Origin of the sequence: Acinetobacter sp. 243_ASPC (genome assembly GCF_001054715.1) — a bacterium.
GTDB lineage: Bacteria > Pseudomonadota > Gammaproteobacteria > Pseudomonadales > Moraxellaceae > Acinetobacter > Acinetobacter soli.
This window is the reverse complement of the sequence record NZ_JVOR01000005.1, coordinates 1-25108: the sequence shown is the minus strand read 5'-3', so window position 1 is coordinate 25108 and position 25108 is coordinate 1. Positions and strand designations below refer to the sequence as shown.

General features: G+C 44.4%; 32 protein-coding genes, 1 tRNA gene and 2 pseudogenes. 31 read left to right on the top strand and 4 right to left on the bottom strand.

Annotation, left to right across the window (positions count from 1 at the left end; translation table 11 throughout):
• The first annotated feature begins 3 nt into the window (after positions 1–3).
• From rplB to ADA42_RS00250, 25 genes and pseudogenes are all read left to right on the top strand, one after another.
• The gene (rplB, locus tag ADA42_RS00365) at positions 4–828 is read left to right on the top strand and encodes a 50S ribosomal protein L2 (protein WP_004924105.1); all 825 of its coding nucleotides are present in this window, start codon (positions 4–6) and stop codon (positions 826–828) included.
• A gap of 13 nt (positions 829–841) precedes the next feature.
• Complete coding sequence (gene rpsS, locus ADA42_RS00360; protein ID WP_004281508.1) at positions 842–1117, top strand: 30S ribosomal protein S19; 276 nt, start codon at positions 842–844, stop codon at positions 1115–1117.
• Positions 1118–1128: 11 nt separating this feature from the next.
• Positions 1129–1458, top strand: a complete 330-nt coding sequence (gene rplV, locus ADA42_RS00355; RefSeq protein WP_001982638.1) for a 50S ribosomal protein L22 — start codon at positions 1129–1131, stop codon at positions 1456–1458.
• A 1-nt stretch (position 1459) separates the two neighbouring features.
• Positions 1460–2273, top strand: a pseudogene (gene rpsC, locus ADA42_RS00350) (30S ribosomal protein S3); the annotation flags it as partial.
• Positions 2216–2629: a 50S ribosomal protein L16 gene (gene rplP / locus ADA42_RS00345; RefSeq protein ID WP_004934537.1), complete on the top strand. Its 414-nt coding sequence runs from the start codon at positions 2216–2218 to the stop codon at positions 2627–2629. The pseudogene rpsC and the gene rplP, both read left to right, overlap by 58 nt.
• Positions 2629–2826, top strand: coding sequence for a 50S ribosomal protein L29 (rpmC, locus tag ADA42_RS00340; protein ID WP_004934539.1), 198 nt, complete (start codon positions 2629–2631; stop codon positions 2824–2826). The genes rplP and rpmC overlap by 1 nt, the downstream gene beginning before the upstream one ends.
• Positions 2823–3080: a 30S ribosomal protein S17 gene (gene rpsQ / locus ADA42_RS00335; RefSeq protein ID WP_004657679.1), complete on the top strand. Its 258-nt coding sequence runs from the start codon at positions 2823–2825 to the stop codon at positions 3078–3080. Before rpmC ends, rpsQ begins: the two co-directional genes overlap by 4 nt.
• A gap of 90 nt (positions 3081–3170) precedes the next feature.
• Positions 3171–3539, top strand: coding sequence for a 50S ribosomal protein L14 (gene rplN / locus ADA42_RS00330; protein WP_004924120.1), 369 nt, complete (start codon positions 3171–3173; stop codon positions 3537–3539).
• Positions 3540–3548: 9 nt separating this feature from the next.
• On the top strand, positions 3549–3869 hold the full coding sequence (gene rplX, locus ADA42_RS00325) for a 50S ribosomal protein L24 (protein WP_004924123.1): 321 nt from the start codon (positions 3549–3551) through the stop codon (positions 3867–3869).
• Between the two features lie 17 nt (positions 3870–3886).
• Positions 3887–4423: a 50S ribosomal protein L5 gene (gene rplE / locus ADA42_RS00320; RefSeq protein WP_004934541.1), complete on the top strand. Its 537-nt coding sequence runs from the start codon at positions 3887–3889 to the stop codon at positions 4421–4423.
• A gap of 9 nt (positions 4424–4432) precedes the next feature.
• Positions 4433–4738: a 30S ribosomal protein S14 gene (rpsN, locus tag ADA42_RS00315; RefSeq protein WP_004934544.1), complete on the top strand. Its 306-nt coding sequence runs from the start codon at positions 4433–4435 to the stop codon at positions 4736–4738.
• Between the two features lie 13 nt (positions 4739–4751).
• Positions 4752–5147: a 30S ribosomal protein S8 gene (gene rpsH / locus ADA42_RS00310; RefSeq protein ID WP_004934546.1), complete on the top strand. Its 396-nt coding sequence runs from the start codon at positions 4752–4754 to the stop codon at positions 5145–5147.
• 13 nt (positions 5148–5160) lie between these two features.
• Positions 5161–5694 carry a 50S ribosomal protein L6 gene (gene rplF / locus ADA42_RS00305; RefSeq protein WP_004934548.1) on the top strand — a complete coding sequence of 178 codons (534 nt, stop codon included), beginning with the start codon at positions 5161–5163 and terminating at the stop codon, positions 5692–5694.
• A gap of 14 nt (positions 5695–5708) precedes the next feature.
• Positions 5709–6059, top strand: a complete 351-nt coding sequence (rplR, locus tag ADA42_RS00300; protein WP_004924139.1) for a 50S ribosomal protein L18 — start codon at positions 5709–5711, stop codon at positions 6057–6059.
• Between the two features lie 2 nt (positions 6060–6061).
• On the top strand, positions 6062–6559 hold the full coding sequence (gene rpsE, locus ADA42_RS00295) for a 30S ribosomal protein S5 (protein ID WP_004657688.1): 498 nt from the start codon (positions 6062–6064) through the stop codon (positions 6557–6559).
• Positions 6560–6565: 6 nt separating this feature from the next.
• The gene (gene rpmD, locus ADA42_RS00290) at positions 6566–6742 is read left to right on the top strand and encodes a 50S ribosomal protein L30 (RefSeq protein ID WP_004924142.1); all 177 of its coding nucleotides are present in this window, start codon (positions 6566–6568) and stop codon (positions 6740–6742) included.
• Between the two features lie 3 nt (positions 6743–6745).
• Complete coding sequence (gene rplO, locus ADA42_RS00285; RefSeq protein ID WP_004934550.1) at positions 6746–7186, top strand: 50S ribosomal protein L15; 441 nt, start codon at positions 6746–6748, stop codon at positions 7184–7186.
• A 45-nt stretch (positions 7187–7231) separates the two neighbouring features.
• On the top strand, positions 7232–8551 hold the full coding sequence (gene secY / locus ADA42_RS00280; RefSeq protein WP_171063726.1) for a preprotein translocase subunit SecY: 1320 nt from the start codon (positions 7232–7234) through the stop codon (positions 8549–8551).
• A gap of 20 nt (positions 8552–8571) precedes the next feature.
• Positions 8572–8688, top strand: a complete 117-nt coding sequence (gene rpmJ / locus ADA42_RS17925; RefSeq protein WP_000867907.1) for a 50S ribosomal protein L36 — start codon at positions 8572–8574, stop codon at positions 8686–8688.
• Positions 8689–8794: 106 nt separating this feature from the next.
• Complete coding sequence (gene rpsM / locus ADA42_RS00275; RefSeq protein WP_004934556.1) at positions 8795–9151, top strand: 30S ribosomal protein S13; 357 nt, start codon at positions 8795–8797, stop codon at positions 9149–9151.
• Between the two features lie 19 nt (positions 9152–9170).
• A complete protein-coding gene (rpsK, locus tag ADA42_RS00270) occupies positions 9171–9557 on the top strand; it encodes a 30S ribosomal protein S11 (RefSeq protein WP_001040166.1) in 387 nt (128 codons plus the stop codon).
• A gap of 12 nt (positions 9558–9569) precedes the next feature.
• The gene (gene rpsD / locus ADA42_RS00265) at positions 9570–10193 is read left to right on the top strand and encodes a 30S ribosomal protein S4 (RefSeq protein ID WP_004934559.1); all 624 of its coding nucleotides are present in this window, start codon (positions 9570–9572) and stop codon (positions 10191–10193) included.
• A gap of 18 nt (positions 10194–10211) precedes the next feature.
• Positions 10212–11219 (top strand): DNA-directed RNA polymerase subunit alpha, encoded by a 1008-nt coding sequence (locus ADA42_RS00260; protein WP_004924164.1) that lies wholly within the window; start codon positions 10212–10214, stop codon positions 11217–11219.
• Positions 11220–11237: 18 nt separating this feature from the next.
• Positions 11238–11615, top strand: a complete 378-nt coding sequence (gene rplQ / locus ADA42_RS00255; RefSeq protein WP_004934563.1) for a 50S ribosomal protein L17 — start codon at positions 11238–11240, stop codon at positions 11613–11615.
• Positions 11616–11780: 165 nt separating this feature from the next.
• Positions 11781–13271 (top strand): flavin-containing monooxygenase, encoded by a 1491-nt coding sequence (locus ADA42_RS00250; RefSeq protein ID WP_025095662.1) that lies wholly within the window; start codon positions 11781–11783, stop codon positions 13269–13271.
• 70 nt (positions 13272–13341) lie between these two features.
• On the opposite strand, the gene ADA42_RS00245 is transcribed toward ADA42_RS00250, so the two are convergent.
• Positions 13342–14514 (bottom strand): acyl-CoA dehydrogenase family protein, encoded by a 1173-nt coding sequence (locus ADA42_RS00245; protein WP_048763043.1) that lies wholly within the window; start codon positions 14512–14514, stop codon positions 13342–13344.
• A 185-nt stretch (positions 14515–14699) separates the two neighbouring features.
• On the opposite strand from ADA42_RS00245, the gene ADA42_RS00240 reads away from it, so the two are divergent.
• The 5 genes and pseudogenes from ADA42_RS00240 (at position 14700) to ADA42_RS00220 (ending at position 19786) form a co-directional block, all read left to right on the top strand.
• The gene (locus ADA42_RS00240) at positions 14700–14957 is read left to right on the top strand and encodes a succinate dehydrogenase assembly factor 2 (protein WP_004934571.1); all 258 of its coding nucleotides are present in this window, start codon (positions 14700–14702) and stop codon (positions 14955–14957) included.
• Positions 14950–15336 (top strand): hypothetical protein, encoded by a 387-nt coding sequence (locus ADA42_RS00235; RefSeq protein ID WP_004945199.1) that lies wholly within the window; start codon positions 14950–14952, stop codon positions 15334–15336. The genes ADA42_RS00240 and ADA42_RS00235 overlap by 8 nt, the downstream gene beginning before the upstream one ends.
• A gap of 526 nt (positions 15337–15862) precedes the next feature.
• On the top strand, positions 15863–16957 hold the full coding sequence (locus ADA42_RS00230; protein ID WP_048763042.1) for a hypothetical protein: 1095 nt from the start codon (positions 15863–15865) through the stop codon (positions 16955–16957).
• 6 nt (positions 16958–16963) lie between these two features.
• Positions 16964–17425: pseudogene (gene rrtA / locus ADA42_RS00225) on the top strand (rhombosortase); the annotation flags it as partial.
• Positions 17426–17587: 162 nt separating this feature from the next.
• The gene (locus tag ADA42_RS00220; protein ID WP_025095660.1) at positions 17588–19786 is read left to right on the top strand and encodes a TRAP transporter large permease subunit; all 2199 of its coding nucleotides are present in this window, start codon (positions 17588–17590) and stop codon (positions 19784–19786) included.
• Positions 19787–19825: 39 nt separating this feature from the next.
• Here ADA42_RS00220 and ADA42_RS00215 read toward each other — a convergent pair whose 3' ends face one another.
• From ADA42_RS00215 to rnr, 3 genes are all read right to left on the bottom strand, one after another.
• On the bottom strand, positions 19826–20035 hold the full coding sequence (locus ADA42_RS00215; protein WP_004934591.1) for a YheV family putative zinc ribbon protein: 210 nt from the start codon (positions 20033–20035) through the stop codon (positions 19826–19828).
• A 35-nt stretch (positions 20036–20070) separates the two neighbouring features.
• Positions 20071–22110, bottom strand: coding sequence for a M3 family metallopeptidase (locus ADA42_RS00210; protein ID WP_048763041.1), 2040 nt, complete (start codon positions 22108–22110; stop codon positions 20071–20073).
• 179 nt (positions 22111–22289) lie between these two features.
• The gene (gene rnr, locus ADA42_RS00205) at positions 22290–24704 is read right to left on the bottom strand and encodes a ribonuclease R (RefSeq protein WP_204367434.1); all 2415 of its coding nucleotides are present in this window, start codon (positions 24702–24704) and stop codon (positions 22290–22292) included.
• 263 nt (positions 24705–24967) lie between these two features.
• Here rnr and ADA42_RS00200 point away from each other — a divergent pair.
• Positions 24968–25057: transfer RNA gene (locus tag ADA42_RS00200), tRNA-Ser, on the top strand.
• The last annotated feature ends 51 nt before the right edge of the window (positions 25058–25108 follow it).

Sequence of the window (25108 nt, the reverse complement as noted above, 5' to 3'; positions counted from 1 at the left end):
ATTATGCCGATTCAAAAATGCAAACCAACGTCTCCAGGGCGTCGCTTTGTTGAAAAAGTGGTTCATAGCCACCTTCACAAAGGTAAGCCTTTTGCAGCGTTGGTTGAAGCTAAAAAACGTACTGGTGGTCGTAATAACAACGGTCACATTACCACTCGTCACGTTGGTGGTGGTCACAAGCAGCATTACCGTCTTGTAGACTTCAAACGTAACAAAGATGGTATTCCTGCAGTTGTAGAGCGTATTGAATACGATCCTAACCGTACCGCACACATCGCATTGTTGAAGTATGCTGACGGTGAACGTCGTTATATCATCGCACCTAAAGGCTTACGCGCTGGTGATAAAGTACAATCTGGTAACGATGCTCCAATTCGTCCAGGTAACTGCTTGCCACTTCGTAACATGCCAATCGGTTCTACACTTCACAACGTTGAACTTAAAATCGGTAAAGGTGCTCAATTAGCACGTTCTGCTGGTACTTCAGTTCAGTTGTTGGGTCGTGATGGTTCTTACGCAATCGTTCGTCTACGTTCAGGCGAAATGCGTAAAATCCATGTTGAATGCCGCGCTGTAATTGGTGAAGTTTCTAACCAAGAAAACAACCTTCGTTCATTGGGTAAAGCTGGTGCGTCGCGCTGGCGTGGTGTTCGTCCTACCGTTCGTGGTATGGCGATGAACCCAGTAGATCACCCGCACGGTGGTGGTGAAGGGCGTAACAAAGGTATTCAACCTGTAAGCCCGTGGGGTCAAAAAGCGAAAGGGTACAAGACACGTACCAATAAGCGTACGACTAAGATGATTATCCGCGATCGTCGCGTCAAGTAAAGGAATCTGACTAATGCCTCGTTCATTAAAAAAAGGTCCGTTCGTCGACGCGCATTTGTTCGCTAAAGTTGAAGCTGCTATTGCTGCAAACAACCGTAAGCCGATCAAAACGTGGTCTCGTCGTTCGATGATCCTTCCAGACTTTGTTGGTCTAACAATTTCTGTTCACAATGGCCGTAACCATGTTCCAGTAATCGTATCTGAACATATGGTTGGTCATAAACTCGGTGAATTCGCGCCAACTCGTACCTATCGTGGTCACGGCGTTGACAAGAAATCTAAACGTTAATAGGTGTCATGATGGAAGTAACTGCTAAATTACGCGGTGCCGCTATCTCGGCACAAAAGGCACGTTTGGTTGCAGACCTAATCCGTGGCAAATCTGTTGCTCACGCGCTTAACATTTTGAACTTCAGCAACAAAAAAGCTGCCGTTCTAGTGAAAAAAGCTTTGGAATCTGCAATTGCAAATGCTGAACACAATAACAGTTTAGATGTTGATGACCTTAAGGTGTCTACGATTTACGTTGATGAAGGCATGAGCCTTAAACGTATTATGCCACGTGCTAAAGGCCGTGCAGATCGTATCACTAAGCGTACTTGTCACATCACCGTTAAGGTAGGGGTTTGATATGGGTCAGAAGGTTCATCCAATCGGTATCCGCCTAGGTGTTGTGAAACGTCATAACGCTAACTGGTATGCGAATCCGAAACAATACGCTGAATACTTGCTTAAAGATCTTCAAGTTCGTGAGTTTTTGACTAAAAAACTTAAGAGCGCGATGATCAGCAATATTCTTATCGAACGTCCAACAGGCGCTGCTAAAGTAACGATTAGCACTGCTCGTCCTGGTATCGTCATCGGTAAAAAAGGCGAAGACATCGAGAAATTACAGCGCGAACTTACCACTATCATGGGTGTTCCTGCGCAAGTAAGCATCAATGAAATCGATCGTCCAGATTTAGACGCACGTCTTGTTGCTGAAGCAATCGCTTCTCAACTAGAAAAGCGTGTAATGTTCCGTCGCGCAATGAAGCGTGCGGTACAAAACAGCATGCGTGCTGGTGCGAAAGGTATCAAAGTTGAAGTTTCTGGCCGTCTAGGTGGTGCAGAGATCGCTCGTACAGAATGGTATCGTGAAGGTCGTGTACCTCTACATACGCTTCGTGCGGACATCGACTATGCAACTATGCGTGCTGAAACAACTTACGGTACGATTGGTGTTAAAGTCTGGATTTTCCGTGGTGAAATCTTGGGTGGCATGAAACAAGTCATGAACCCTGCACCACAAGAAGAGCGTCCAGCTAAACGCGGTCGTGGTCGTGGTGAAGGTCAAGAGCGTCGTGGTCGTCGTTCAGACCGTGCTGCTGACAAGGGAGAATAATCCATGTTGCAACCTAAACGTACCAAATTCCGTAAAGTGCAAAAAGGCCGTAACACTGGTCTTGCACATCGTGGTAGTACAGTATCATTTGGTTCGATTGCGATTAAAGCGACTGAACGTGGTCGTATGACTGCGCGTCAGATCGAAGCTGCGCGTCGTACTATTAGCCGTCGTATTAAACGTGGTGGTAAAATCTTCATCCGCGTATTCCCAGACAAGCCAATCACCGAAAAGCCATTAGAAGTTCGTATGGGTAACGGTAAAGGTAATGTGGAGTACTGGGTTTGTGAGATCAAACCAGGTAAGATCCTGTACGAAATTGAAGGTGTGAACGACGAGTTGGCAACTGAAGCATTCAAGCTTGCTGCTGCTAAACTTCCGTTTAAAACCACTATCGTGACTCGGACGGTAATGTAATGAAAACTAAAGATCTACGTGAAAAGTCGGTAGAAGAGTTGAAAGCTTTGCTTGATGAGCAACAGCTTAACCAATTCCGTCTTCGTATGGCAAAAGCGACTGGTCAATTGGGTAAATCGCACGAAGTGCAAGTTGCTCGTAAAACCGTTGCTCGTATCAAGACACTCCTTACCGAAAAACAGGGGAACGGACAATGAGTGAAAAAACAGTCCGCACGTTAACCGGCAAAGTAGTAAGCGACAAAATGGACAAGTCAATTGTTGTCCTTATCGAACGCCGCGTTCAACACCCGTTGTATGGCAAATCAATCCGCCGTTCAACAAAATTACACGCTCATGATGAGAACAACGTTGCTAAACTTGGCGACCTAGTGACCATCAAAGAAAGCCGCCCAATTTCTAAAACTAAAGCTTGGACTTTGGTTGAAGTTGTTGAAGCAGCTGCTGAGTAATTAGGTTCTTGTTGCATCATCGGTCAATTTCGAGTACTCTTTGAGCCTTTCGAAATTGTGACCGGTGTTGCTCGGTTTTGGAGTAGGGCAATGATTCAAACCGAAAGTATGCTCGACGTAGCAGACAATAGTGGTGCACGCCGCGTACAATGTATTAAAGTACTAGGTGGTTCACATCGTCGTTATGCTTCTGTTGGCGACATTATTAAAGTTACTGTAAAAGAAGCAATTCCACGTGGCCGTGTTAAAAAAGGTGACGTGATGAATGCTGTTGTAGTACGTACAAAGTTCGGTATTCGTCGTCCAGACGGTTCTGTAATCCGTTTTGATGACAATGCAGCTGTATTGTTAAACAACAACAAAGCTCCGATTGCCACCCGTATTTTCGGACCAGTGACTCGTGAACTTCGTACTGAACAGTTCATGAAAATTATTTCATTGGCTCCTGAAGTTCTATAAGAGGCAATCATGGCTAAGATTAAAAAAGGCGATCAGGTTATCGTGATCGCAGGTAAAGAAAAAGGCAAACAGGGTACTGTTTTGTCTGTTTCTGAAGACCGCGTTAAGGTTGAAGGCCTTAACTTAGTGAAGAAGCATCAAAAGCCGAACCGTGTAACTGGCGCTGAAGGCGGCATCGTTACTCAGGAAGCTTCGCTTCATATCTCAAACGTGGCAGTTTTTAATGCTACAACCCAAAAGGCTGACCGTGTTGGTTACCAAGTTGATGAAAATGGCGCGAAAACTCGCGTTTATAAATCAAATGGTGAATCAGTGGCGGTAGCGAAGTAATAGGTTGAAAAACGGCAATGGCCAGACTTAAAACACGTTACAACGAAGAACTTAAAGCTAAGTTATTAGAAGAACTTGGCGTTAAGAATGTGATGGAAATTCCTCGCATTACAAAAATCACTCTAAACATGGGTGTTGGTGCAGCTGCAACTGATAAGAAATTATTAGACGGCGCTGTAGCAGATATGCAGTCTATTGCTGGTCAAAAACCAGTAGTTACACTTGCACGTAAATCAATCGCTGGTTTCAAAATCCGTGATGGTTGGCCAATCGGTTGTAAAGTTACTTTACGTGGCGAACAAATGTACGAATTCTTGGACCGTTTGATCTCGATCGCAATCCCTCGTATCCGTGACTTCCGTGGTTTCTCAGCGAAATCATTCGACGGTCGTGGTAACTACTCGATGGGTTTGAAAGAGCAAATCGTTTTCCCTGAAATCGATTTTGACAAGATTGATCGTATTCGTGGTATGGATATTACTATTACTACCACTGCTCGCACCGATGACGAAGGCCGTGCGCTTATGCGTGCATTCGGCTTCCCGTTCAAATAAGAGGTCGATATGGCTAAGAAAGGTATGATTAATCGCGAATTAAAACGCGAACAAACTGTTGCTAAATACGCTGCAAAACGTGCTGAATTAAAAGCAACGATTGCAAACGTAAATGCAAGCGACGAAGAGCGTTTTGAAGCGATGTTAAAGTTACAGGCATTGCCACGTAATGCATCTCCTGTTCGTCTTCGTAACCGTTGTGGTTTAACTGGTCGTCCTCATGGTTACTTCCGTAAGTTCGGTTTAAGCCGTAACAAACTACGTGACACAGTAATGCAGGGTGATGTACCAGGCGTTGTTAAGGCAAGCTGGTAAGGGGCGACTATAGATGAGTATGCAAGATACCGTTGCCGACATGCTAACACGTGTTCGTAACGCACAAATGGCGAAGAAACAATCTGTTTCTATGCCAAGTTCTAAGTTAAAAGTTGCAATTGCAAACGTACTTCAACAAGAAGGTTATATTTCTAACGTTGAAGTTGCGCAAGAAGAAGCTAAAGCGACTTTAACTTTGACTTTAAAATATTTTGAAGGCAAACCAGTTATCGAAACTGTGAAGCGCGTAAGCCGTCCAGGTCTTCGCCAATATCGCGGTAAAGATAAACTACCGAGCGTTAAGCAAGGTTTGGGTATTGCAATTGTTTCTACAAGCAAAGGCATCATGACTGATCGCGCTGCACGTGCTGCAGGTATCGGTGGTGAAGTTATTGCTTTTGTTTCTTAATAGGTGATTCCTCATGTCTCGTGTGGCTAAAGCCCCAGTAACTGTACCTAACGGTGTTACAGTTACTCAGAACGGCCGGCAGGTCGAAGTGAAAGGCACTAAAGGTACATTGTCTTTCAACCTGCATGCGCTGGTCGAGCTAAAACAGGAAGAAGGTAAACTTCAACTTGCTCCAGTTAAAGAGTCTAAAGACGCTTGGATGCAAGCTGGTACTGCTCGCGCTGTGTTAAACAACCTTGTAAAAGGTGTTAACGAAGGCTTCGAACGTAAGTTACAACTGATTGGTGTTGGTTACAAAGCTGCGGTTAAAGGTGCAAGTATTAACCTTAACCTCGGTTTTTCTCACCCAATCGAGTATAGCCTTCCTGAAGGTGTAACTGCTGAAACTCCAACTGCGACTGAAATTATTTTGAAGTCTGCAGACAAGCAGTTACTAGGTCAAGTTGCTTCAGAAATCCGTGGTTACCGTCCACCAGAGCCGTATAAAGGTAAAGGTGTTCGTTATTCGGATGAAGTTGTTCTTCGTAAAGAAGCTAAGAAGAAATAAGGCGCGAGGTTCTTATGAACGAAAAGAAACAATCCCGTTTGCGTCGTGCGAAAAGCACACGCTTGCACATCCGTGCATTGGGTGCGACTCGTTTGTGTGTAAACCGCACGCCGCGTCACATCTACGCACAAGTTATTTCAGCAGATGGTGGCAAAGTTTTAGCGCAAGCTTCTACTTTGGATACATCATTGCGTAGTGGTACTACTGGTAACGTTGAAGCGGCTACTAAAGTAGGTGCTTTAATTGCTGAACGTGCTAAAGCAGCTGGTGTTACTAAAGTTGCGTTTGACCGTTCTGGTTTTAAATATCATGGTCGTATCAAAGCCTTGGCTGATGCTGCTCGTGAAGGCGGCTTGGAGTTCTAATCATGGCGAAAGTTGAACAAAACGAAGGTCTCGTTGAGAAGCTGGTTGCCGTTGATCGTGTAGCCAAGGTTGTTAAAGGTGGTCGTATTTTCTCTTTCACAGCATTGACTGTTGTGGGCGACGGAAATGGCCGTGTAGGTTTTGGTCGTGGTAAAGCACGTGAAGTTCCAGCTGCTATTTCTAAAGCACTTGAAGCTGCTCGTCGTAACATGATTACAGTTGACCTTGCGGGTACTACTCTACAACACCCTGTGAATGCTCGTCATGGCGCAAGCCGTGTGTACATGCAACCTGCTTCTGAAGGTACTGGCGTAATTGCTGGTGGTGCTATGCGTGCCGTTTTAGAAGCTGCTGGTGTACATAACGTACTTGCTAAATGTTATGGTTCTACGAATGCTGCGAATGTAGTAAACGCGACTTTTAAAGGTTTGCGTGATATGACTTCTCCTGAGAAAGTTGCTGCAAAACGTGGTCTTTCAGTAGAACAAATTCAAGGGTAATCAATCATGAAAACGATTAAAGTTACCCAGATCAAATCTGCTTCGCATCGTTTGAAAAATCACAAACTTTGCCTACAAGGTTTAGGTCTGCGTCGTATTGGTCATACGGTAGAAGTACAAGATACTCCTTCAAACCGCGGTATGATCAACAAAGTCTACTATATGGTTAGTGTAGAGGAGTAAACCATGACTCTGCGTTTAAATGAACTTGCACCTGCAGAAGGTGCAAAACGTGACAACCGTCGTTTAGGTCGTGGTATCGGCTCTGGCGTTGGTAAGACTGGTGGCCGTGGTGTCAAAGGTCAAAAATCACGTAAGAGCGGTGGTGTACGCCCAGGCTTTGAAGGCGGTCAAACAGCGATTTATCGTCGTTTGCCTAAATTCGGTTTCACTAGCCAAATCGCTTTGAAAACTGCTGAAGTGCGTTTATCTGAACTCAACAAAGTGGAAGGCGAAGTTGTTAGCCTTGAAACTTTGAAAGCTGCGAACGTTGTTCGTCGTGACCAAGTTCGTGCACGTGTTGTTCTTTCTGGTGAAGTAACTCGCGCGTTTACTGTGCAAGGTGTTGCTTTGACTAAAGGCGCTAAAGCTGCAATTGAAGCTGCTGGCGGTAAAGTCGAGGAGTAATGCCGAGTGTCTATGTCTCCTAGTTCTTCAGGTCATGTCAACATGATGAAAGGACAGCCGTTTCACGTGAAATACCGTGAAATTATTCGCCGATTAATGTTCTTGATTGGTGCATTGCTGGTCTTTCGACTAGGAGCGCATATTCCGTTGCCGGGTATTGATAATGTAGCGCTAGCACGTTTTTTTAAAGCCAATGAAGGAACCTTCTTGGGTTTATTTAATATGTTCTCTGGCGGTGCATTAGAACGTATGTCAATTCTCGCACTAGGGATCATGCCGTATATTTCAGCATCGATTATCGTGCAGTTAATGTCTACGGTCGTTCCTTCGCTAGAAGCTTTAAAGAAAGAAGGCGAGCAAGGCAAGCGCAAAATTAATCAATACACGCGTTATGGCACCTTATTTCTTGCACTCGTGCAAGGTGTAGGGATGTGTGCTGGTCTGATTAGTCAGGGAATTACGCTGACTTCCGGACTAGCATTTTATGTTCCTGCGGTAACCTCTTTGGTTGCTGGAACGATGTTCCTAATGTGGTTGGGAGAACAAATTACCGAACGTGGTATTGGTAATGGTATCTCGATGATCATTTTTGCAGGAATTGTTGCAGGGTTACCCAATCAGGTAATTCAGGCCTTTACTTCTGTCCAAAATGGGCAGGGCAGTTTAATTGGAATTGCCGTATTTGCCTTGTTATCTCTTGCTGTCCTTGCAGCAATTGTGTTTATCGAAAAAGCACAACGACGCATTCCTGTTAACTATGCACAAAAGCAACAAGGTCGCCGGATATTCACTGCACAGCAAACGCATTTGCCATTGAAAATTAATATGGCAGGTGTAATTCCAGCTATTTTTGCAAGCTCATTGTTATTATTTCCAGCGAGCTTGGGTCAATGGTTAGGTAGTGCAGATCCGAATGCGGGTATTGTAAAGCGTAGCTTGCAAGATTTGGCACTCGTGTTATCGCCTGGACAGCCGTTGTATTTAATGCTGTTCGGTACGTTAATTATTTTCTTCTGTTATTTCTACACGGCACTGGTTTTCAGTCCGAAAGAAGTGTCAGAAAACCTAAAACGTAGCGGCGCATATGTACCTGGTATACGCCCAGGTGAGCAAACGGCTCGTTATTTAGATCATATTCTTAATCGTTTGACGTTTATTGGTGCGATTTATATTACTGTGGTGTGTTTGATGCCAATGATCCTACAGAATTCATTCGGTATTCCGTTCCATTTGGGCGGTACATCGTTGCTGATCGTAGTGGTTGTGGTGATGGACTTTATGGCTCAATTGCAAGCACATCTCACGTCTCATCAATATGACAATCAAACGTTAATGAGAAAAACGACTGCTCATCCTAAGGGATAAGCGCACTTAGAGGTTTCATCATGAAAGTACAAGCTTCTGTAAAGAAAATTTGTGGTAGCTGTAAAGTTATCCGTCGTAATGGGGTAATTCGCGTAATTTGTAGCGCAGAACCTCGTCATAAGCAGCGTCAAGGTTAATCTGATCAAGACCTGTTGATTTCAGTAGGCTAATTAGGTTAATATCCGCCCCTCAAAGATTTTTTGTGGGGCGGTTGATTATCTACTGCCTTTTTGGAGAAAGTGAATGGCTCGTATTGCCGGTGTAAACATTCCGGATAACAAGCATGCTGTTATCTCCCTCACGTATATTTTTGGTATTGGTCGCCACACTGCTAAGAACATCTTAGCTGCTGCTGGTATTGGTCAAACCACTAAAATCCGTGAGTTGGATGATGCTCAGCTTGATGCGATTCGTGCAGAAGTTGCTAAGGTTCCAACCGAAGGTGACTTACGTCGCGAAATTTCCATGAACATTAAACGTTTAATGGATTTAGGTTGCTACCGTGGCCTTCGTCATCGTCGCAGCTTGCCTGTCCGCGGACAACGCACCAAAACTAACGCACGTACCCGTAAAGGTCCGCGCAAACCGATTAAAAAGTAAGATTTCTGGAAGCTAAAAGATGGCTAAAGATACTCGCACACGCAAGAAGGTCACCCGTACCGTCTCTGAAGGTGTTGCACACATTCACGCGTCTTTTAATAACACCATTGTTACGATTACCGATCGTCAAGGTAATGCATTGGCTTGGGCCACCTCAGGTGGACAAGGCTTCCGTGGTTCACGTAAATCAACTCCGTTTGCTGCTCAGGTAGCTGCTGAAGTTGCTGGTAAAGCAGCTTTGGATTACGGTTTGAAAAACCTAGACGTCCTTGTAAAAGGTCCTGGTCCAGGTCGTGAGTCTGCGGTTCGTGCATTAGGCGCAGTGGGTTATAAGATCAACAGCATTACCGATGTGACTCCAATCCCTCACAACGGTTGCCGTCCACCTAAAAAACGTCGCGTGTAAGGAGAAACATTCATGGCTCGTTATATTGGTCCAAAATGCAAACTCTCTCGTCGCGAAGGGACAGACCTGCAGCTTAAATCTGGCGTTAAACCATTTGACGTCAAAACTAAAAAACATGCGAAAGCGCCTGGTCAACATGGCCAAGCTCGCGGTAAGCAATCAGAGTATTCACTACAATTACGTGAAAAACAAAAAGTACGTCGTATGTACGGTGTGTTAGAGCGTCAATTTAGTAATTACTATAAAGAAGCAGCTCGTGTTAAAGGCGCAACAGGTGAAAACTTGTTGAAATTGCTTGAAAGCCGCCTCGATAACGTTGTTTATCGCATGGGTTTTGGTTCTACACGTGCAGAAGCTCGTCAGTTGGTAAGTCACCGTTCAATCACTTTAAATGGCCGTCGTGTAAACATCGCGTCTATTCAAGTGAAAGCGGGTGACGTGATTGCAGTGCATGAAGGTGCTAAACAACAATTACGTATCAAAAACGCAATTGAATTAGCTGCTCAACGTGGTATTCCTGCTTGGATGGAAGTTGATCATTCTAAGCTTGAAGGTACGTTCAAAGCTGCGCCAGATCGTTCTGATTTGCCTGCTGAAATCAACGAAAGCTTGATTGTAGAATTGTATTCTAAATAATCCTTGAGGTAGCAATAAATGACGCGTACTGCAAACGAGTTTCTAACTCCGCAAGCGATCAAGGTCGAAGCGGTGAGCGGGACCTCGGCAAAAGTGATTCTGGAACCTTTAGAGCGTGGCTTTGGTCACACTCTAGGTAATGCTTTACGTCGCATTCTATTGTCTTCTTTGCCTGGCGCTGCTGTGGTTGAAGTTGAAATAGAAGGCGTCGAGCACGAGTACAGTACTTTAGAAGGCTTGCAGCAGGACATCGTCGAGCTCTTGCTGAACCTTAAAGGATTGTCTATTAAGCTGTTCGATCAAAATGAAGCATATTTGACATTAGAGAAACAAGGACCAGGCGACATTACTGCCGCTGATCTACGTTTACCTCATAATGTTGAAGTGGTCAATCCAGAACATCTTATTGGTACTTTGAGTGCTTCAGGCTCAATCAAAATGCGCTTGAAAGTATCTCAAGGTCGTGGTTATGAAACTTCTGACTCGCGTTTCCCGGAAGGCGAAACTCGCCCGGTAGGTCGCCTACAGTTAGATGCGTCGTACAGCCCGATCAAACGTGTTTCTTACACCGTTGAAAATGCGCGTGTAGAACAACGTACCGATCTAGATAAACTGGTTATCGATCTTGAAACCAACGGAACTGTAGATCCTGAAGAAGCAATCCGCAAAGCGGCAACAATCTTGCAACAACAAATTGCAATTTTTGTTGATCTTCAGAAAGATCAAGCACCTGTTGCTCAAGAACCTCGTGAAGAAGTTGACCCAATCTTGCTTCGTCCAGTAGATGATCTAGAGCTTACTGTTCGTTCTGCTAACTGTTTGAAAGCAGAAAATATTTACTACATTGGTGATCTTGTTCAACGTACTGAAGTTGAGTTGTTAAAAACTCCTAACCTAGGTAAAAAATCGTTGACTGAGATTAAAGATGTTTTAGCTTCGAAAGGCTTGCAACTCGGCATGCGTTTAGAAAACTGGCCACCTGCTAGTTTACGCATGGACGATCGCTTTGCCTATCGCAGCCGTTAATTAAGTAGGACTATCACCATGCGTCATCGTAATAGTGGTGTGAAATTAGGCCGTACAAGCAGCCATCGTAAAGCGATGTTTCAAAACATGGCAAATTCATTGTTTGAGCACGAGTTAATCAAAACAACTGTGCCTAAAGCGAAAGAATTGCGTCGTGTTGCTGAGCCTTTAATCACTCTAGCGAAAAACGATACTGTAGCAAACCGTCGCTTAGCGTTTGCTCGTACTCGTAATGCTGCAACTGTAGGTAAATTATTTACCGTACTCGGCCCTCGTTACAAAGAACGTAACGGCGGTTATCTACGTGTTCTTAAAGCGGGCTTCCGTGCTGGTGATGCAGCGCCGATGGCTTACGTAGAGCTAGTAGATCGCGAAGTAAACACTTCAGCAGAATAAGTTTCTTATTCAAAAAAAGATCGGTTTTTACCGGTCTTTTTTTATGCCTGTATATTTTGTCCTGTATTGACATGAAAACCCGATAAATGGTTCAAACTTGACATTGTGTATTGTCAAATTTGTGCTTTAATAAAGTTGAACTGTTTTCAAGGTTATAAAAACAACATGGAAAAGCACATTGATATCTTGATTGTGGGTGCAGGTATTTCTGGCATTGGAATTGCCGCACACCTTTCAAAAAGTTCTCCTCAACGTCAGTTTGAGATCATTGAGCGTCGTGAGAGTATTGGCGGTACATGGGATTTATTCCGTTATCCAGGTATTCGATCAGATTCTGACATGTCAACTTTTGGTTTTAACTTCAAGCCATGGCAAAGTGCCAATGTGCTTGCTTCTGGTCCTGCCATTAAAAACTATCTGGCAGAAGTGGTCGATGAATATAAACTGGCTGAAAAAATTCATTTCAAACACCGCGTATTGTCTGCAAATTACGATTCTTTACAAAAAAAATGGTTTGTTGAAATAGAAGATGCGACACAAAAAAAACAGACGTGGATTGCGAATTTTATTGTGGGTTGCACGGGCTATTACAACTACGATCAAGGTTTTGCACCTGATTTCCCAAATAAGGAAGCCTTCAAAGGTCAGTTAATTCATCCACAACACTGGCCAGAAAATCTAGATTATGCTGGAAAGAAAGTGGTGATTATTGGAAGTGGTGCCACTGCGATTACACTAGTGCCAGCCATGGTGAAGGGTGGAGCTGGACATGTCACGATGTTGCAACGCTCACCGACTTATATCGCTTCAGTTCCAGCCATCGATATGATTTATGATCGCATGCGCAAGATTTTGCCCGAAGATGTCGCCTATAAACTGACCCGTGCACGTAATATTGGCGTACAGCGCGGCATTTATGCCTTGTCGCAAAAGCAGCCTAAGCTGGTGCGTCGACTATTACTGAAGTCGATCGAAATGCAGTTGAAGGGCAAAGTGGACATGAAACACTTTACACCTTCATATAATCCTTGGGATCAACGTTTGTGTGTCGTTCCTGATGGTGACCTATTTAAGATTTTGCGCTCTGGTCAAGCCAGTGTTGAAACCGATCAAATTCAACAGCTGACTGAAACTGGTATTTTGTTAAAATCTGGGCAACATCTAGACGCCGATATTATTGTGTCTGCCACTGGGCTTGAGATTCAGATTTTGGGTGGTATTAAAGGCTCAATCGATGGTCAGCCATTGAATACCTCTAAATGCATGTTGTATCAAGGCGTGATGGTGAGTGATGTGCCAAATATGGCCATGATTATTGGTTACATCAATGCATCTTGGACTTTAAAAGTCGACATTGCTGCCGATTATATTTGTCGCTTGCTCAATTATATGGATCAGCATCATTACGATGAAGTTATACCAAAGGGTGATCAGGCAGAGCTGCTTGATGATACTGTGATGGGAAGCCTAACTTCGGGGTATATTGCCCGTGCGGCCAATGTGATGCCAAAGCAAGGTAAACATGCGCCTTGGAAAGTCACCAATAATTATTTGGCCGATCGTAAAGCTTTAAAACAGGCGCGTTTTGATGATGGTGTCTTGCAATTCCATACGGCTACACCTGTGGCAGAGCGTAAGCCAAAACTGGTCTCGTAATAGAAGATGATCAAATTAAAAAAGGGGAGCACGTGTTTGCTCCCTTTTTTATTAATTTAAATCAATAAACTTAAAGCGTTCGGGCAATTAATTCTTTCATAATTTCATTTGTTCCCGCATAAATACGATTGGCCCGGTTATCGATGTAAGCGCGTGCAATTGGATACTCCATCATGTAGCCGTAGCCGCCATGCAATTGTAAGCAATCATCGACCACTTTGGAGAACAGATCTGAAATTTTGTATTTGGCTGCCGCAGCTGCATCAATGCCAAGTTGATCGTCAAGCTGTAATTGCATGCAACGATCGAGATAGGCACGTCCAAAATCAATTTCTGTGCGCAATTCGGCCAGTTTGAAGCGTGTATTTTGAAAGCTTGCAATGGCTTTACCAAAGGCTTTACGGTCTTTGGTATATTGAACCGTGTGGGCAAATGCAGCCTCAGCACCGGCTTGGCAGATAATCGCCACTAGCATACGTTCCCATGCCAGTTCTTTCATTAGCATGATAAAGCCCATACCTTCCATACCCAGCAGGTTTTCTTTGGGAACGCGGACGTTATCAAAAAATAGCTCACAGGTATCCTGACCTTTCATGCCAATCTTGTTTAACGGTTTGCCTTTACTAAATCCTGCACGGTTGGCTTCCACCATGATCAGCGATAAATTGGCAGAGCCTTTTTCGTTATGACCGGTTTTACACACCACAATGGCCATGTCACAAAGATAGCCGTTGGTAATAAAAATTTTAGAGCCATTGATTACATATTCATCACCATCGAGTACTGCACTGGTGCGCACGGCTTGTAAGTCCGAGCCTGTACCCGGCTCAGTCATGGCAATGGTCGTCACAACTTCACCGCTCGCCATACGTGGCAACCACTGCTGTTTTTGTGCTTCATTCCCAAAATTATTGATGTAATTGGCCACAATGTCGGAGTGTAAAGAAAAGCCGGTACTTGAATCCATGGCGTAGGCTTGTTCTTCAATCAAGATCATGCTGTAGAGTCGATCCACTCCAGATCCACCATACTCTTCAGGCATGGTGGTGCATAACAGGCCTAGAGCACCCGCTTTATTCCATAAATCCCGATCAACGTGTTGCTGTGCTTCATATTTTTCGATATTGGGAACCACTTCTTTTTCATAAAACTTGCGCACGGTTTCGCGAAATGCATTGTGTTCTTCATTAAACAATGCACGTGGTAGCATGGAGGGAATTGGACGAATGGCACCAGATTGCATGAGAAATCCTTTTTAAACTGTGTTGATTCTTTGTGCAGTAAATGCCAAATCGCTAGCTAGAGACAATGTGAAGAATGCTCAATCATGATCTGGAAATGATGAAATTGGTCAATCCATAAAAATCATTCCTCCATTGATAGATGCTTCGGGTAAACTATGAGGGCTTAATCAGAAAGGGGAAATATATGTCTGAAGATCTAACACTTGAAGAACGTAAAGTTATTTACCGTGCACGACGTGGCTTAAAAGAAATTGATGTGTACTTTGATCCGTATGTCAAACATCACTATCTGACAGCTGATCCGACAGAAAAAGCATTATTTGCCGAGCTGGTCGCGCAAGAAGATCCAGATTTACTCGACTGGTTTATGGAAGTGAGTGAACCACCTCAAGTTGAACTCAAGCATTTAATTGTAAAATTGAAACATTACGTGCATGGCTAAGCAGCCATATTTTGCGCTGAAACGAAGTAAGCTTGCCCTTTTGTTTCAGCTCATGATTTTCGGTTCAATCAGTGGATTGCTCTGGCAGATTTGTCCATTGTGGCTATGGTTGCTACTCAATATCCTTATGCTAATCAGCTTTGCGATGTTTTTACGTCGACCCAGAGTAATGGCGGTAGGGCAACTTGATCAGCAGTTATGGTCTTGCCACGCTTCAGATTCAGCGCAGCCTTATTCAATTGTGCTAGAGCGCGTGATTGATCATGAGTTGTATATGATCTTACGCACAGTTCCCTCTCGCGCCTCCATGGTGATCTGGCGAGATCAGGTGATACAGCAAGACTGGAAGCGTCTGAAACGTCTGGCAAAGTTAGGTTGATTGTTTAACAATCTTGCGTAGCGACTTATAATTTTTTTGATATAAATCATATAAATAAGATAATTTAAAATAAAATTGTTCGGTCATCTTACATAAAAAACTTAAAAAGTGTGAATTGTTAGACAATATCCTTCAATCTTCTTAAACCGATTCGCTAAAGTAGCCTTACCAACGCTCAATGTGAAGGAGGTCGAAATGATCGATATTCCAGCATGGTTGTTTCCAGTCATTGCCTTTGTTCTGGCGGTGATCGTAGGACGCGTGGGAACCGTAATCAAGGATTATTTACAACACCGATAGTCTCATTCTGGATTTGTCCAGTTTATAAGTAGCATGTGCTGAACCGTCGCAATGCTACTTTTTTTTGCCCAAAATTTATATATTTTTTGTCAAAATGCCAATTCATTCTACTTTAGATATGTCAAAGTATAGAAATGCAGCATCGCCTTTGACGCTTTGAAACGGATCATCCATCTGCTAATGTACGGCAAAAGCAAAACAATAAAATTACCTCGAGGAATGAGATATGTCGAATCTGCTTAAACTGGGTCGAGGACTGACCGCAGTGGTTGTTGCAACATCTGTACTCTCTGGATGTTCATATTTTATCAAATCGGGTGCGAACGTCGCCTTGAAGTTCGGTGAAAAACATATCGTACCGCCCATACTAAAGATGGATGATGTCGATATGGTTTGTAATGCTGGCAATAGCTTAACGCCTGTAGTGATGTCGACCAAAGACATGGGGGCAGATCCAACTCGCATGGCAGTGCTCCTTTATGCCGCTTCAGGCATGTGTGCAGAGCGTCAGGCATTAGAGCAAGAACTTCGCTATTTACGTGCATCCAAAGCAGGTCAGGTCTCTGAGGCTCAAGATGCCCGGATCGAACAAAAACGCTGGGCTGCCGTGGCAGCAGAAAGACAATATTCAGGATATCAACTGTTTGCAAAGCGCTGGGAGAGCAAGTACCACTACCATCTTGGCGAATCATGCCCAACCATGCGTAACGATCTAGATCAGACCATCTACTTATTAGGTTTGGTGAGTGGCTTGCAAGCCATTACCAATGACATCAACTCGGGTGGATCGGTAAATGTACCCAAAGATATCGCAGGTATTGTAGAGCGCAGCATGACCTGTTTGGACAATACCAAGTTTTGGGGCGCACCAAATGCAACCCGAGCCGTAATCTGGACGTTATTGCCAGGGGCGGGAGATGGCAAACCAGATCCTTATACCACACTCAAACAATCTGCACAGATCGGTGAGCAAAAAGGAGTGCGTTTATCGCATGCCCTGTATGCGGTTGCAGCACAGGCCAGCGGTGATGACAGCAAGATTCGAGATGCTTTAAAAACTTATGATGCCTCCCGTGCCGAAGATAAACCAGTGAATCCAGATTTCAAACTGATCGATGCCATGGCAGGTGTTATGGTCCAAAATATTTCGGATCGTTACTGGACCGAACATACAGGTATCCGTACCGATGACGGTGGTATGAGTACGTTCTGGGATGAGCAAAGTAAAGGATCATCTGACTTGGAAGATCTTTTTAATGCCGATGGTGCAGCTGCTGCCAGTCAACCTGCGACAACGCCGAAAGCAGTGTCGTCGAAATAAGCCAACGACTTCTGGCGATTCTGGACTGCGCATTGGGTACATGTCGGTTGGATTCATTTCATTTTAAATCTGCTGGCATTTGTGTGTTTACCCTTTATTTTTCCACATGTTAAGAATCGACAGTTGCTCATCTTGATTGTGACGATTTCACCCTGTATTAGCCTCGGATTTTATTATCTTATGCCCTATATCGAGGCCTATGCCGGTTTTTCGGGTGTACTGCATGGGCTCTATGTGGCCGTGGCATTGGTGTCGTTACGTTATCGCAAGGAGCGAAAATTTGCCGCATTGGTGTTGGCGCTGATTGTGCTCAAGGTGATCTGGGAAAATACATTTGGACAAACGGGTACGGCCCAATTGATTGGCAGTCCTGTTTTGATTGAATCACATTTGCTTGGAGCAATTGCTGGCGCTGCCGCAGGCGGACTTTATTTACTCTATACTCAATTTAAAGTAGCAAAGAGTTGACACAAAACGCCTTTAAAAAAATCATTTGAGTCATTCTTATCTTGAACGGAGTATTGCAAATTTAAACAAATATAACGTACGGCGGATGGGCGGATACCTACTGCCAAGGAACGCATGTTTATCGGTAGATAAACCTGACAATCAAAATAAAGTGGAATAGATATGCAAGAAAATCAACAACAAAGGTCTGGCCTAGGTCTGCTGGGTTATATCTGGAATGAATGGATTTCGACATTTGCCATCCTTATTTTGCTGTTACTGACCTTGATTGTCGGGACAGGAGAAATGATTCATGGGCAGCTATTGCGTATGGGTGAACGGCTCTATGGCGATCCGGCCACTGGAATGCAATATTCATTTTTACGTGCTGAACCACAAAAGCCGAGTTGCGATCGACATCCTAATATTGATGCGCAAGTTCAGGCGCAGATGAAAGCCAATAAAAATGATGAGTTTGCCGACTTCTTTGGTGCAGCATCTGAACAGGACGTTCGCGCATCACTTCTGGCAGCACAGCAGTTGTGTGAAGAAAAATATCAGTTTTATGACAAGGCAATCGCGCATTTGGACAAGCACCCAAGCTTACGGACTTATCGCGCACTTGAAACAGGATTTTTTGGGATATTTAAATTTGGCGTGGATAATCGTACGATTTTCCTTTTGATCATGGTGTTTTTTGCCGCGATTACAGCCAGTTTAAAAATTCATCATATTGGTTTGCGTAGCCCAAAATCAAAAATTGATTTTGTGGTGTACTCGATTGCAATGGTCATCGGGAATGCTTTGCTGACGCTATCGACCATCAGTCAGTATCATTCTTTAATCCAGTCCGGTGTGGCCATTACCCATGAAGCATTGGTGGTGTCTTGGCTATGGATTGGCTTATTTGGTATTTTGACATTGATCAGTGTATTTCAATTGTTTCGTATTCCTAAGCAGGCACAACCCGGAGGAAATATCGGCCTTGCCTTGCTCAGTGTACCGCTGTATGCCTATATGTCGATTTTGACGGGTCTAGCCTTTACCTTCTTTATGGATTACCCGATGGGGCAAGGGATTTACTTGGGAATTCTGGTCGAGTTTTCCGGGATTTTCCTAAATCTGGCGCTGTTTATCTGGGCGGGGATGCTACTGACCCAAACCCGAGTGATGGATCTGTTTCTGGATATTTTACGCCCGTGGAATCTAGCACCTGAAACCCTAACATGGCTAATTTTGCTGGCTGCTGCGATTCCAACTGCCTATACCGGAGCTTCTGGTATTTTCGTAATTGCAGCAGGGGCAATTATTTACAAAGAAGTCTGGAATTCGGGTGCACGCCGTCAATATGCGCTAGCTGTATCGGCAATGTCTGGCTCACTCGGGGTGGTGGTTCGACCATGTTTGCTGGTGGTTTTAATTGCCATGCTGGATAGCCGTCATGTCACCTCAGATGAATTATTCGATCATGGCTTTTATGTTTTCTGGTTGACTGCATTTATCTTTTTAGGCGTATCATTATTACTGGCCGATACAAAATTCCGCGTGAATTCGCCACGTGTAGCATTACCGAATATGCTGCGTGCTTGTATTCCGGTTATTCCATATATTGTGATTACGATTGTGGTACTGGCATTTTATAAATATGCACTCGATACCGGCATGAACGAATTTACCGCACCAGTGATTCTACCTTTGATCCTGATCGCGATTATTTTGTTTGATAAAATCCGTAAAGAGCCAAAATCTGTGCCTGTATTGGCTGAGCATGAATCTTTAATTAAGGAGCATGAAAAGAACTCGCCTTTTCTGCGTGAACATGGTGCGCAAAGCAGTCAGTATCGCCGTGGATTTGCCAGATCAATGCATTTCGCAACCGCTGAAACAGTAGGACACATTGGCGCCTTAATTATTCTGATGGCACTGTCTGCAAGTGTTGGTGGATTAATTGAACGTACCGAGATTGTCGAGTATTTACCGACTCACTTGGGCAGTATTACCATTTCATTGTTCTTTATTGCCATGTTGCTTGCGCTGATTGGAATGTGTACCGATCCATTTGGTGCAGTGATTTTGGTGGCAGCGACCATTGCGCCTGTGGCCTACGAAAATGGGATTCATCCTATTCATTTCTGGATGATTGTTTTGGTGGCTTTCGAGCTGGGCTATGTGACGCCTCCAGTGGCACTGAATCACTTACTGACGCGGCTGTCGGTGGGAGATGAAGAAGTCTCGGCAGCCGATAAGGAAGCCAAAGAAAAATACACCAGTTTTTATTATCGTTATGAACGCTGGTTGCTTCCGATTATGGTGTTGTTCCCCGCCTTAATGATTGTAACCTTTGCGCCTTATCTATTTAAAATGTTTGGCTGGTATTCATAAGTCCAATAAAAAAGCACCTTCGGGTGCTTTTTTATTGATTTAAGACTTAGTTCGTGGCTTGAACTGAATCACGCCCACTTCATCTGGCGCAGCCGGTTGTTCTGGCTCCTCCACATGAGTAGGACGATTTTCGGTGTAATCGCATTCGATACACTCGATCCATTCATGCTCATCTGTGGTTAACATGACCACGCGGTCCATTGCGCCACATTTGGGGCATTTTGCACCTGCAATGAATCGACGTTTCATGATTTACTCACCTTGCTTGATCTGGATGGATAAGTTTAAGCCGTTTGAGGGTCGTTCGTCCAACCTTGATGACGCAATAGCGCATCAATTTTGGGTTCACGACCACGGAAATTTACGAATGCATCCAGTGCGGTGTCTTTGCCACCAACGGCCAATATGGCCTTACGGAACTCTGCACCAGTTTGTGTATTGAAAATTCCTTCTTGCTCAAAGCGGTCAAATGCGTCGCTGGCCAGCACTTCTGCCCATTTATAGGAATAATAACCCGCTGCATAACCGCCAGCAAAAATATGGCTAAAACTGTGCTGGAAACGATTGTAAGCAGCAGTTGGCAGAACGGCAAATTCACGGCGAATCTGATCCAGCTCGGCTTGAATCTGACTGCTGGTTAATGCAGGTGTCTTGCGGTGAATCGTTAAGTCAAAGAGCGCAAATTCGATTTGACGTAAGGTTTGCATGCCAGACTGGAAAAAGCGTGCGCTGAGCAAGGCATTGAGTAACGCTTCTGGTAACTGGGCTTTGGTTTCGATATGTTCACTGAGCAGATTAAGACTTTGCTGATCCCATGTCCAAAACTCCATAAACTGGCTTGGCAGCTCGACGGCATCCCATGCCACCCCATGCGTGCCTGCAACTGAAATATTGTCGACTTCGGTCAGCATGTGGTGTAGGCCGTGACCAAACTCATGAAACAGCGTATTCACTTCATCATGTGTGAGCAGGGCAGGCTGTTTGCCAACTGGCGGCGTAAAATTACACACCATATAGCAGATTGGCTTTTGTAAGCCTTGCGCGCTTTGCATACGTGAGCGGAAACCACTCATCCATGCGCCACCACGTTTGCTGCTGCGCGCGTAGAGATCGAAATAAAAACCTGCCAGCACTTGACCTTGGTCTTCAAGTTCGTAATAACGCACATCCGGATGCCAGACTGGCGCTTCACGTTCTACAATATCGATGCCGTATAAACGCTGCACAATCTGAAACAGACCTTGAATGATTTTAGGTGCAGGGAAGTAAGGTTTGAGTGCTTCTTGCGATAAGTTAAACTGCTGCTGTTTCAGTTTTTCCGAGTAATAGCCGCTGTCCCACGGTTGTAGCTTATCGAGTCCGTCTTGACGTGCAATTGCAGTCAGTTCCTCAACTTCTTTTAGCGCAGGTGTGCGTGCATGCGCCGCCAGATCAACCAGAAAATCATGTACAGTGTCTACATCAGGTGCCATTTTACTGGCCAGTGAGTAAGCGGCAAAATTTTCAAAGCCCAAGAGCTGCGCCATTTCTTGGCGCAGTGCCAAAATCTCTTCCATTACCGCAGTATTATCGTACTCTGGATGATCGGCCTGATCCGAGGCGCGTGTCGTGTAAGCTTTATAGAGCGTTTCACGTAACTCACGATTTTCGGCATAGGTCATGATGGCCAGATAGGCAGGAAAATCTAGCGTCGCCACGGGCTGATTTAGTTCACGCTGTTGACCGTATTGTTTGAGCAATTCGATACTACTTTGCGGTAAACCTATAAGTTCCTCTTCAGACAGCGGTTTGAAATACGCTTGTGTGGCATCCAAAACATGATTGGAAAAGTCTGAAGACAATTGCGACAGGCGCGCCGAAATTTCTGCATGACGTGCTTTGTTGGCACCTTCTAATGCGACACCTGAAAGTTTAAAGTCTCGTAAGGCCAACCGAATCGCGCTTTGTTCGTCAGCACTTAAACTTGAAAATTGACTGCTGTCGTGAAGCTGTTGATAGCTTTGATACAGCGCTGTGTGTTGACCCAACTGCGTATAATATTCACTCAAGCTCGGTAAAAGCGCCTGATAGACTTCACGCGTCTGAGCATTGTTCATCACGGCATTTAAGTGTGATAACACGCCCCAAGATTCGCTCATGGCATTTTCGAGCTGATCAAGCTGTTGTACCAGCGCATGTTGTGCGGCAAAGTCTGAAGGTGGCGTATCTAATTGATCGAGAAAGCGTTGACCTGCCTGAATATTTTTTTCGATATCTTGTTTGAGGGTGTCCAGTTGAATCTGGTCAAATTGAGGAACAGGTAAATGTGCTTTTTCTAATTGCATTGTCTTCGCCGTATCGAGTGAACTTACTTATAGATGTAAGGCTTCGAGCGCTGGAAATCAAGGATGCTTTATTTCTTTTTTGCTGGGTTAAAATAATCTTTACCTTATTTTGACGGCCTAGCATGTCAATGAATGCTAGGCCATCGTTGCCATAGACCTAAAATTAATCTGCAATTAGATTAATCACTTTTAGGTTTGGCATTGGACTTTTTCTTTTTGACTTTAGACTTTTTCTTGTCCTTTTCCGCTTTCACTGCGGTTTTGGACGAGGTTTTTTTCTTGCCTGTCTTTTTGGTATAAGAGCTTGGCTTGCTTTTGTCTTTTTTCTCGGAGCGTTGCTGTTCACGTGGCTGTGTATCCGACGCACCATGAAACACCTGTTCAGTGGCTTGAGCTTTTGTAGTGCGCGGGGCACGGCTACGAATGATACGGCCGGCATGCGTGATTTGCTGCGTCAGTTCGAAATCGATTTTACGTTCATCAAGATTCACGCCTGCGACCTTGATTTTGACTTCGTCGCCCAAACCAAAGATTTGCCCACGATTTTGCCCCACAAGGCTCTGACTGGCTTGATCATAGATAAAGAAGTCATCGCCTAATTGGCTCACATGAATCATGCCATCGACATATAAATCTTTTAAGGTAACAAACAGCCCAAACTCGGTAACCGCGCTAATATTACCAATAAACTCTTCACCTAAATGTTGCTGCATATAATGACATTTAAGCCATGTGGTTACACTACGTGATGCCTCATCTGCACGACGCTCGGTACGTGAGAAATGCTCACCAGCTTCATCGAGCGCGGCACCCGAAAGTGGAGATGGTTTATGCTGTAAATGTGCTTTGAGTGCACGATGTAATAATAAATCCGGATAACGACGAATCGGTGAGGTGAAATGCGTATAGGCCTCATAAGCCAAACCAAAGTGTCCCGCATTTTTTGCACCGTAGTACGCCTGCATCATAGAGCGCAGCAACACGGAATGAATACTTGGCGCATCAATTCGGTCTTTAGTGGCTTCAATCACGCGCTGGTAATCGGCCTGTGTTGGCTGGTCTGGAAACGGAAGGCCGAGTAATTTAACAAAATCTTTAACCTTTTGAATGCGAGAGAACTCAGGTGGCTCATGTACACGATAAAGCATCGGAATATCATTGGCCAAGGCGTATTCAGCGGCTGCGACGTTGGCAAGCAACATGCATTCTTCAATCAGTTTATGTGCATCGTTCCGGGTACGTGGCAAAATTTCGTTAATACCACCTAGAGCATCAAAGGTCATGTAGGTTTCAACCGTTTCAAACTCCATCGCATGACGTTTGGCACGCAAGTCTTTTAAAGTTTGATAGAGCTGAAACAGTGTATTTAGTGATTTTTGCACACTTTTGTCATTTGGAATCGCATCGGTATGTCCCTCAAAATACCGCGCCACTTGGGTATAGGTGAGACGCGCTTTTGAATGCATGACGGATGGATAAAACTCATAGCTCATGACGCGTCCTGCACGCGATAGCTTGAGATCACACACCATACACAGACGATCGACATGCGGATTGAGCGAACATAAACCGTTCGAGAGTGCCTCTGGCAGCATCGGCAATACAAAATGCGGAAAATAGACCGATGTACCGCGTTCTTGTGCCTCATCATCAAGCGGTTTTCCAACACGCACATAATGGCTTACATCGGCAATTGCAACCACGACACGGTAGCCGCCACCTGCGCGTTTTTCGGCATAAACGGCATCATCAAAGTCGCGTGCGTCTTCGCCGTCAATGGTAACCAGCGGTAGATCGCGTAAATCGATTCGACCTTCAATATCTTTTTTCGAGGGTTCTTTAAAACTCTCAGCTTCCTGAATCACTTCATCTGAAAACTCATACGGCAGACCAAATTCTAAAATCGTTTGCGGAATGATAATTTCAGTATCGGCTTTATCCGACATCGACTGCACAATGTGCCCAGTTGCAAACTCTTCACGTGTTGGATAATCATCAATTGCAATACGTAGATGATCGCCAACATTGACCTTGGCGTGCTCGACCAATTCTTTTTCAAGCGGAATAGGCTGATGGGCATTTGGAGCACTTGGCTGTAAAAAATACTCGCCATCATGGACATTTAATTTACCAATCACCTGTTTCACACGGCGCTGCAATACTTCTGTGATAAAGCCCCATGCTTTGCCTTTACGATCGACAGAGCTTTGACGCACAGTCACGCGATCACCATTGAAAACCAAACGGAGTTCACGTTCAGGCAAGAGTAAATCGGTTTGTCCGTCGATATGCGCCGAACCTAAACCTTTGGCATTGATATATACGGTGGCATCAAACGTAGGTTGCTCACCAATGAGCTGGAATCTGAAACCATCTTTTGCCAGCTGACCATCACGCACCATGGCAATCAGACGATGGCTCAAGGCATCAATACTTTTTTGATCAAAAATATCAAAATGCTCGACCAGCTCGGCATGAGACTGCGGCGTATTCAATTGTTCTAATGTGCTAAGAATAAGGGTTCGGCTAGGAATAGGATTATCGTAACGTTCAGCTTCCGCTTTTGCTTCAGGATCGATCCAGTTTTTCATAATTTCGTTTGACTTCATAACAGAAGATAAGTTTAGCATACGTCATCGCATTACATACTGCACGTAATGGATTGCAAGATTGTGTGATGCCTGTTTGGGCCGAATACATTCGTGCTTATCGCTATAGTAGCAAGCCCAGTGCATGAAAATACTCAAATTAATGTGGTTTTTGTTTAAAAAATAGATGATTGGATAAAAAACTAAGAAAAATTAGAAGTGATGACTTGCAGTCATGGGCTTTAGTTTGTATTATGGCGGCTCGTTACGGTGAGATGGGTGAGTGGCTTAAACCACATCCCTGCTAAGGATGCGTACGGGTAACTGTACCGAGGGTTCGAATCCCTCTCTCACCGCCACTTTACTTAATGCGCTCATAGCTCAGCTGGATAGAGCACTTGGCTACGAAC

What these genes read in the sequence shown, in the direction of transcription:
- rplR (WP_004924139.1), top strand. Translation starts at nt 5,709, where the DNA reads ATGAACGAAAAGAAACAATCCCGTTTGCGTCGTGCGAAAAGCACACGC.
- rplO (WP_004934550.1), top strand. Translation starts at nt 6,746, where the DNA reads ATGACTCTGCGTTTAAATGAACTTGCACCTGCAGAAGGTGCAAAACGT.
- rplF (WP_004934548.1), top strand. Translation starts at nt 5,161, where the DNA reads ATGTCTCGTGTGGCTAAAGCCCCAGTAACTGTACCTAACGGTGTTACA.
- rpsS (WP_004281508.1), top strand. Translation starts at nt 842, where the DNA reads ATGCCTCGTTCATTAAAAAAAGGTCCGTTCGTCGACGCGCATTTGTTC.
- rplX (WP_004924123.1), top strand. Translation starts at nt 3,549, where the DNA reads ATGGCTAAGATTAAAAAAGGCGATCAGGTTATCGTGATCGCAGGTAAA.
- ADA42_RS00250 (WP_025095662.1), top strand. Translation starts at nt 11,781, where the DNA reads ATGGAAAAGCACATTGATATCTTGATTGTGGGTGCAGGTATTTCTGGC.
- ADA42_RS00260 (WP_004924164.1), top strand. Translation starts at nt 10,212, where the DNA reads ATGACGCGTACTGCAAACGAGTTTCTAACTCCGCAAGCGATCAAGGTC.
- rpsK (WP_001040166.1), top strand. Translation starts at nt 9,171, where the DNA reads ATGGCTAAAGATACTCGCACACGCAAGAAGGTCACCCGTACCGTCTCT.
- rpmJ (WP_000867907.1), top strand. Translation starts at nt 8,572, where the DNA reads ATGAAAGTACAAGCTTCTGTAAAGAAAATTTGTGGTAGCTGTAAAGTT.
- secY (WP_171063726.1), top strand. Translation starts at nt 7,232, where the DNA reads ATGAAAGGACAGCCGTTTCACGTGAAATACCGTGAAATTATTCGCCGA.
- rpsQ (WP_004657679.1), top strand. Translation starts at nt 2,823, where the DNA reads ATGAGTGAAAAAACAGTCCGCACGTTAACCGGCAAAGTAGTAAGCGAC.
- rpsH (WP_004934546.1), top strand. Translation starts at nt 4,752, where the DNA reads ATGAGTATGCAAGATACCGTTGCCGACATGCTAACACGTGTTCGTAAC.
- ADA42_RS00245 (WP_048763043.1), bottom strand. Translation starts at nt 14,514, where the DNA reads ATGCAATCTGGTGCCATTCGTCCAATTCCCTCCATGCTACCACGTGCA.
- rplP (WP_004934537.1), top strand. Translation starts at nt 2,216, where the DNA reads ATGTTGCAACCTAAACGTACCAAATTCCGTAAAGTGCAAAAAGGCCGT.
- rplQ (WP_004934563.1), top strand. Translation starts at nt 11,238, where the DNA reads ATGCGTCATCGTAATAGTGGTGTGAAATTAGGCCGTACAAGCAGCCAT.
- rpmD (WP_004924142.1), top strand. Translation starts at nt 6,566, where the DNA reads ATGAAAACGATTAAAGTTACCCAGATCAAATCTGCTTCGCATCGTTTG.
- rpsE (WP_004657688.1), top strand. Translation starts at nt 6,062, where the DNA reads ATGGCGAAAGTTGAACAAAACGAAGGTCTCGTTGAGAAGCTGGTTGCC.
- ADA42_RS00235 (WP_004945199.1), top strand. Translation starts at nt 14,950, where the DNA reads ATGGCTAAGCAGCCATATTTTGCGCTGAAACGAAGTAAGCTTGCCCTT.
- rplE (WP_004934541.1), top strand. Translation starts at nt 3,887, where the DNA reads ATGGCCAGACTTAAAACACGTTACAACGAAGAACTTAAAGCTAAGTTA.
- rplV (WP_001982638.1), top strand. Translation starts at nt 1,129, where the DNA reads ATGGAAGTAACTGCTAAATTACGCGGTGCCGCTATCTCGGCACAAAAG.
- ADA42_RS00230 (WP_048763042.1), top strand. Translation starts at nt 15,863, where the DNA reads ATGTCGAATCTGCTTAAACTGGGTCGAGGACTGACCGCAGTGGTTGTT.
- ADA42_RS00220 (WP_025095660.1), top strand. Translation starts at nt 17,588, where the DNA reads ATGCAAGAAAATCAACAACAAAGGTCTGGCCTAGGTCTGCTGGGTTAT.
- rplB (WP_004924105.1), top strand. Translation starts at nt 4, where the DNA reads ATGCCGATTCAAAAATGCAAACCAACGTCTCCAGGGCGTCGCTTTGTT.
- ADA42_RS00210 (WP_048763041.1), bottom strand. Translation starts at nt 22,110, where the DNA reads ATGCAATTAGAAAAAGCACATTTACCTGTTCCTCAATTTGACCAGATT.
- rpmC (WP_004934539.1), top strand. Translation starts at nt 2,629, where the DNA reads ATGAAAACTAAAGATCTACGTGAAAAGTCGGTAGAAGAGTTGAAAGCT.
- rplN (WP_004924120.1), top strand. Translation starts at nt 3,171, where the DNA reads ATGATTCAAACCGAAAGTATGCTCGACGTAGCAGACAATAGTGGTGCA.
- ADA42_RS00215 (WP_004934591.1), bottom strand. Translation starts at nt 20,035, where the DNA reads ATGAAACGTCGATTCATTGCAGGTGCAAAATGCCCCAAATGTGGCGCA.
- rpsN (WP_004934544.1), top strand. Translation starts at nt 4,433, where the DNA reads ATGGCTAAGAAAGGTATGATTAATCGCGAATTAAAACGCGAACAAACT.
- rpsD (WP_004934559.1), top strand. Translation starts at nt 9,570, where the DNA reads ATGGCTCGTTATATTGGTCCAAAATGCAAACTCTCTCGTCGCGAAGGG.
- ADA42_RS00240 (WP_004934571.1), top strand. Translation starts at nt 14,700, where the DNA reads ATGTCTGAAGATCTAACACTTGAAGAACGTAAAGTTATTTACCGTGCA.
- rpsM (WP_004934556.1), top strand. Translation starts at nt 8,795, where the DNA reads ATGGCTCGTATTGCCGGTGTAAACATTCCGGATAACAAGCATGCTGTT.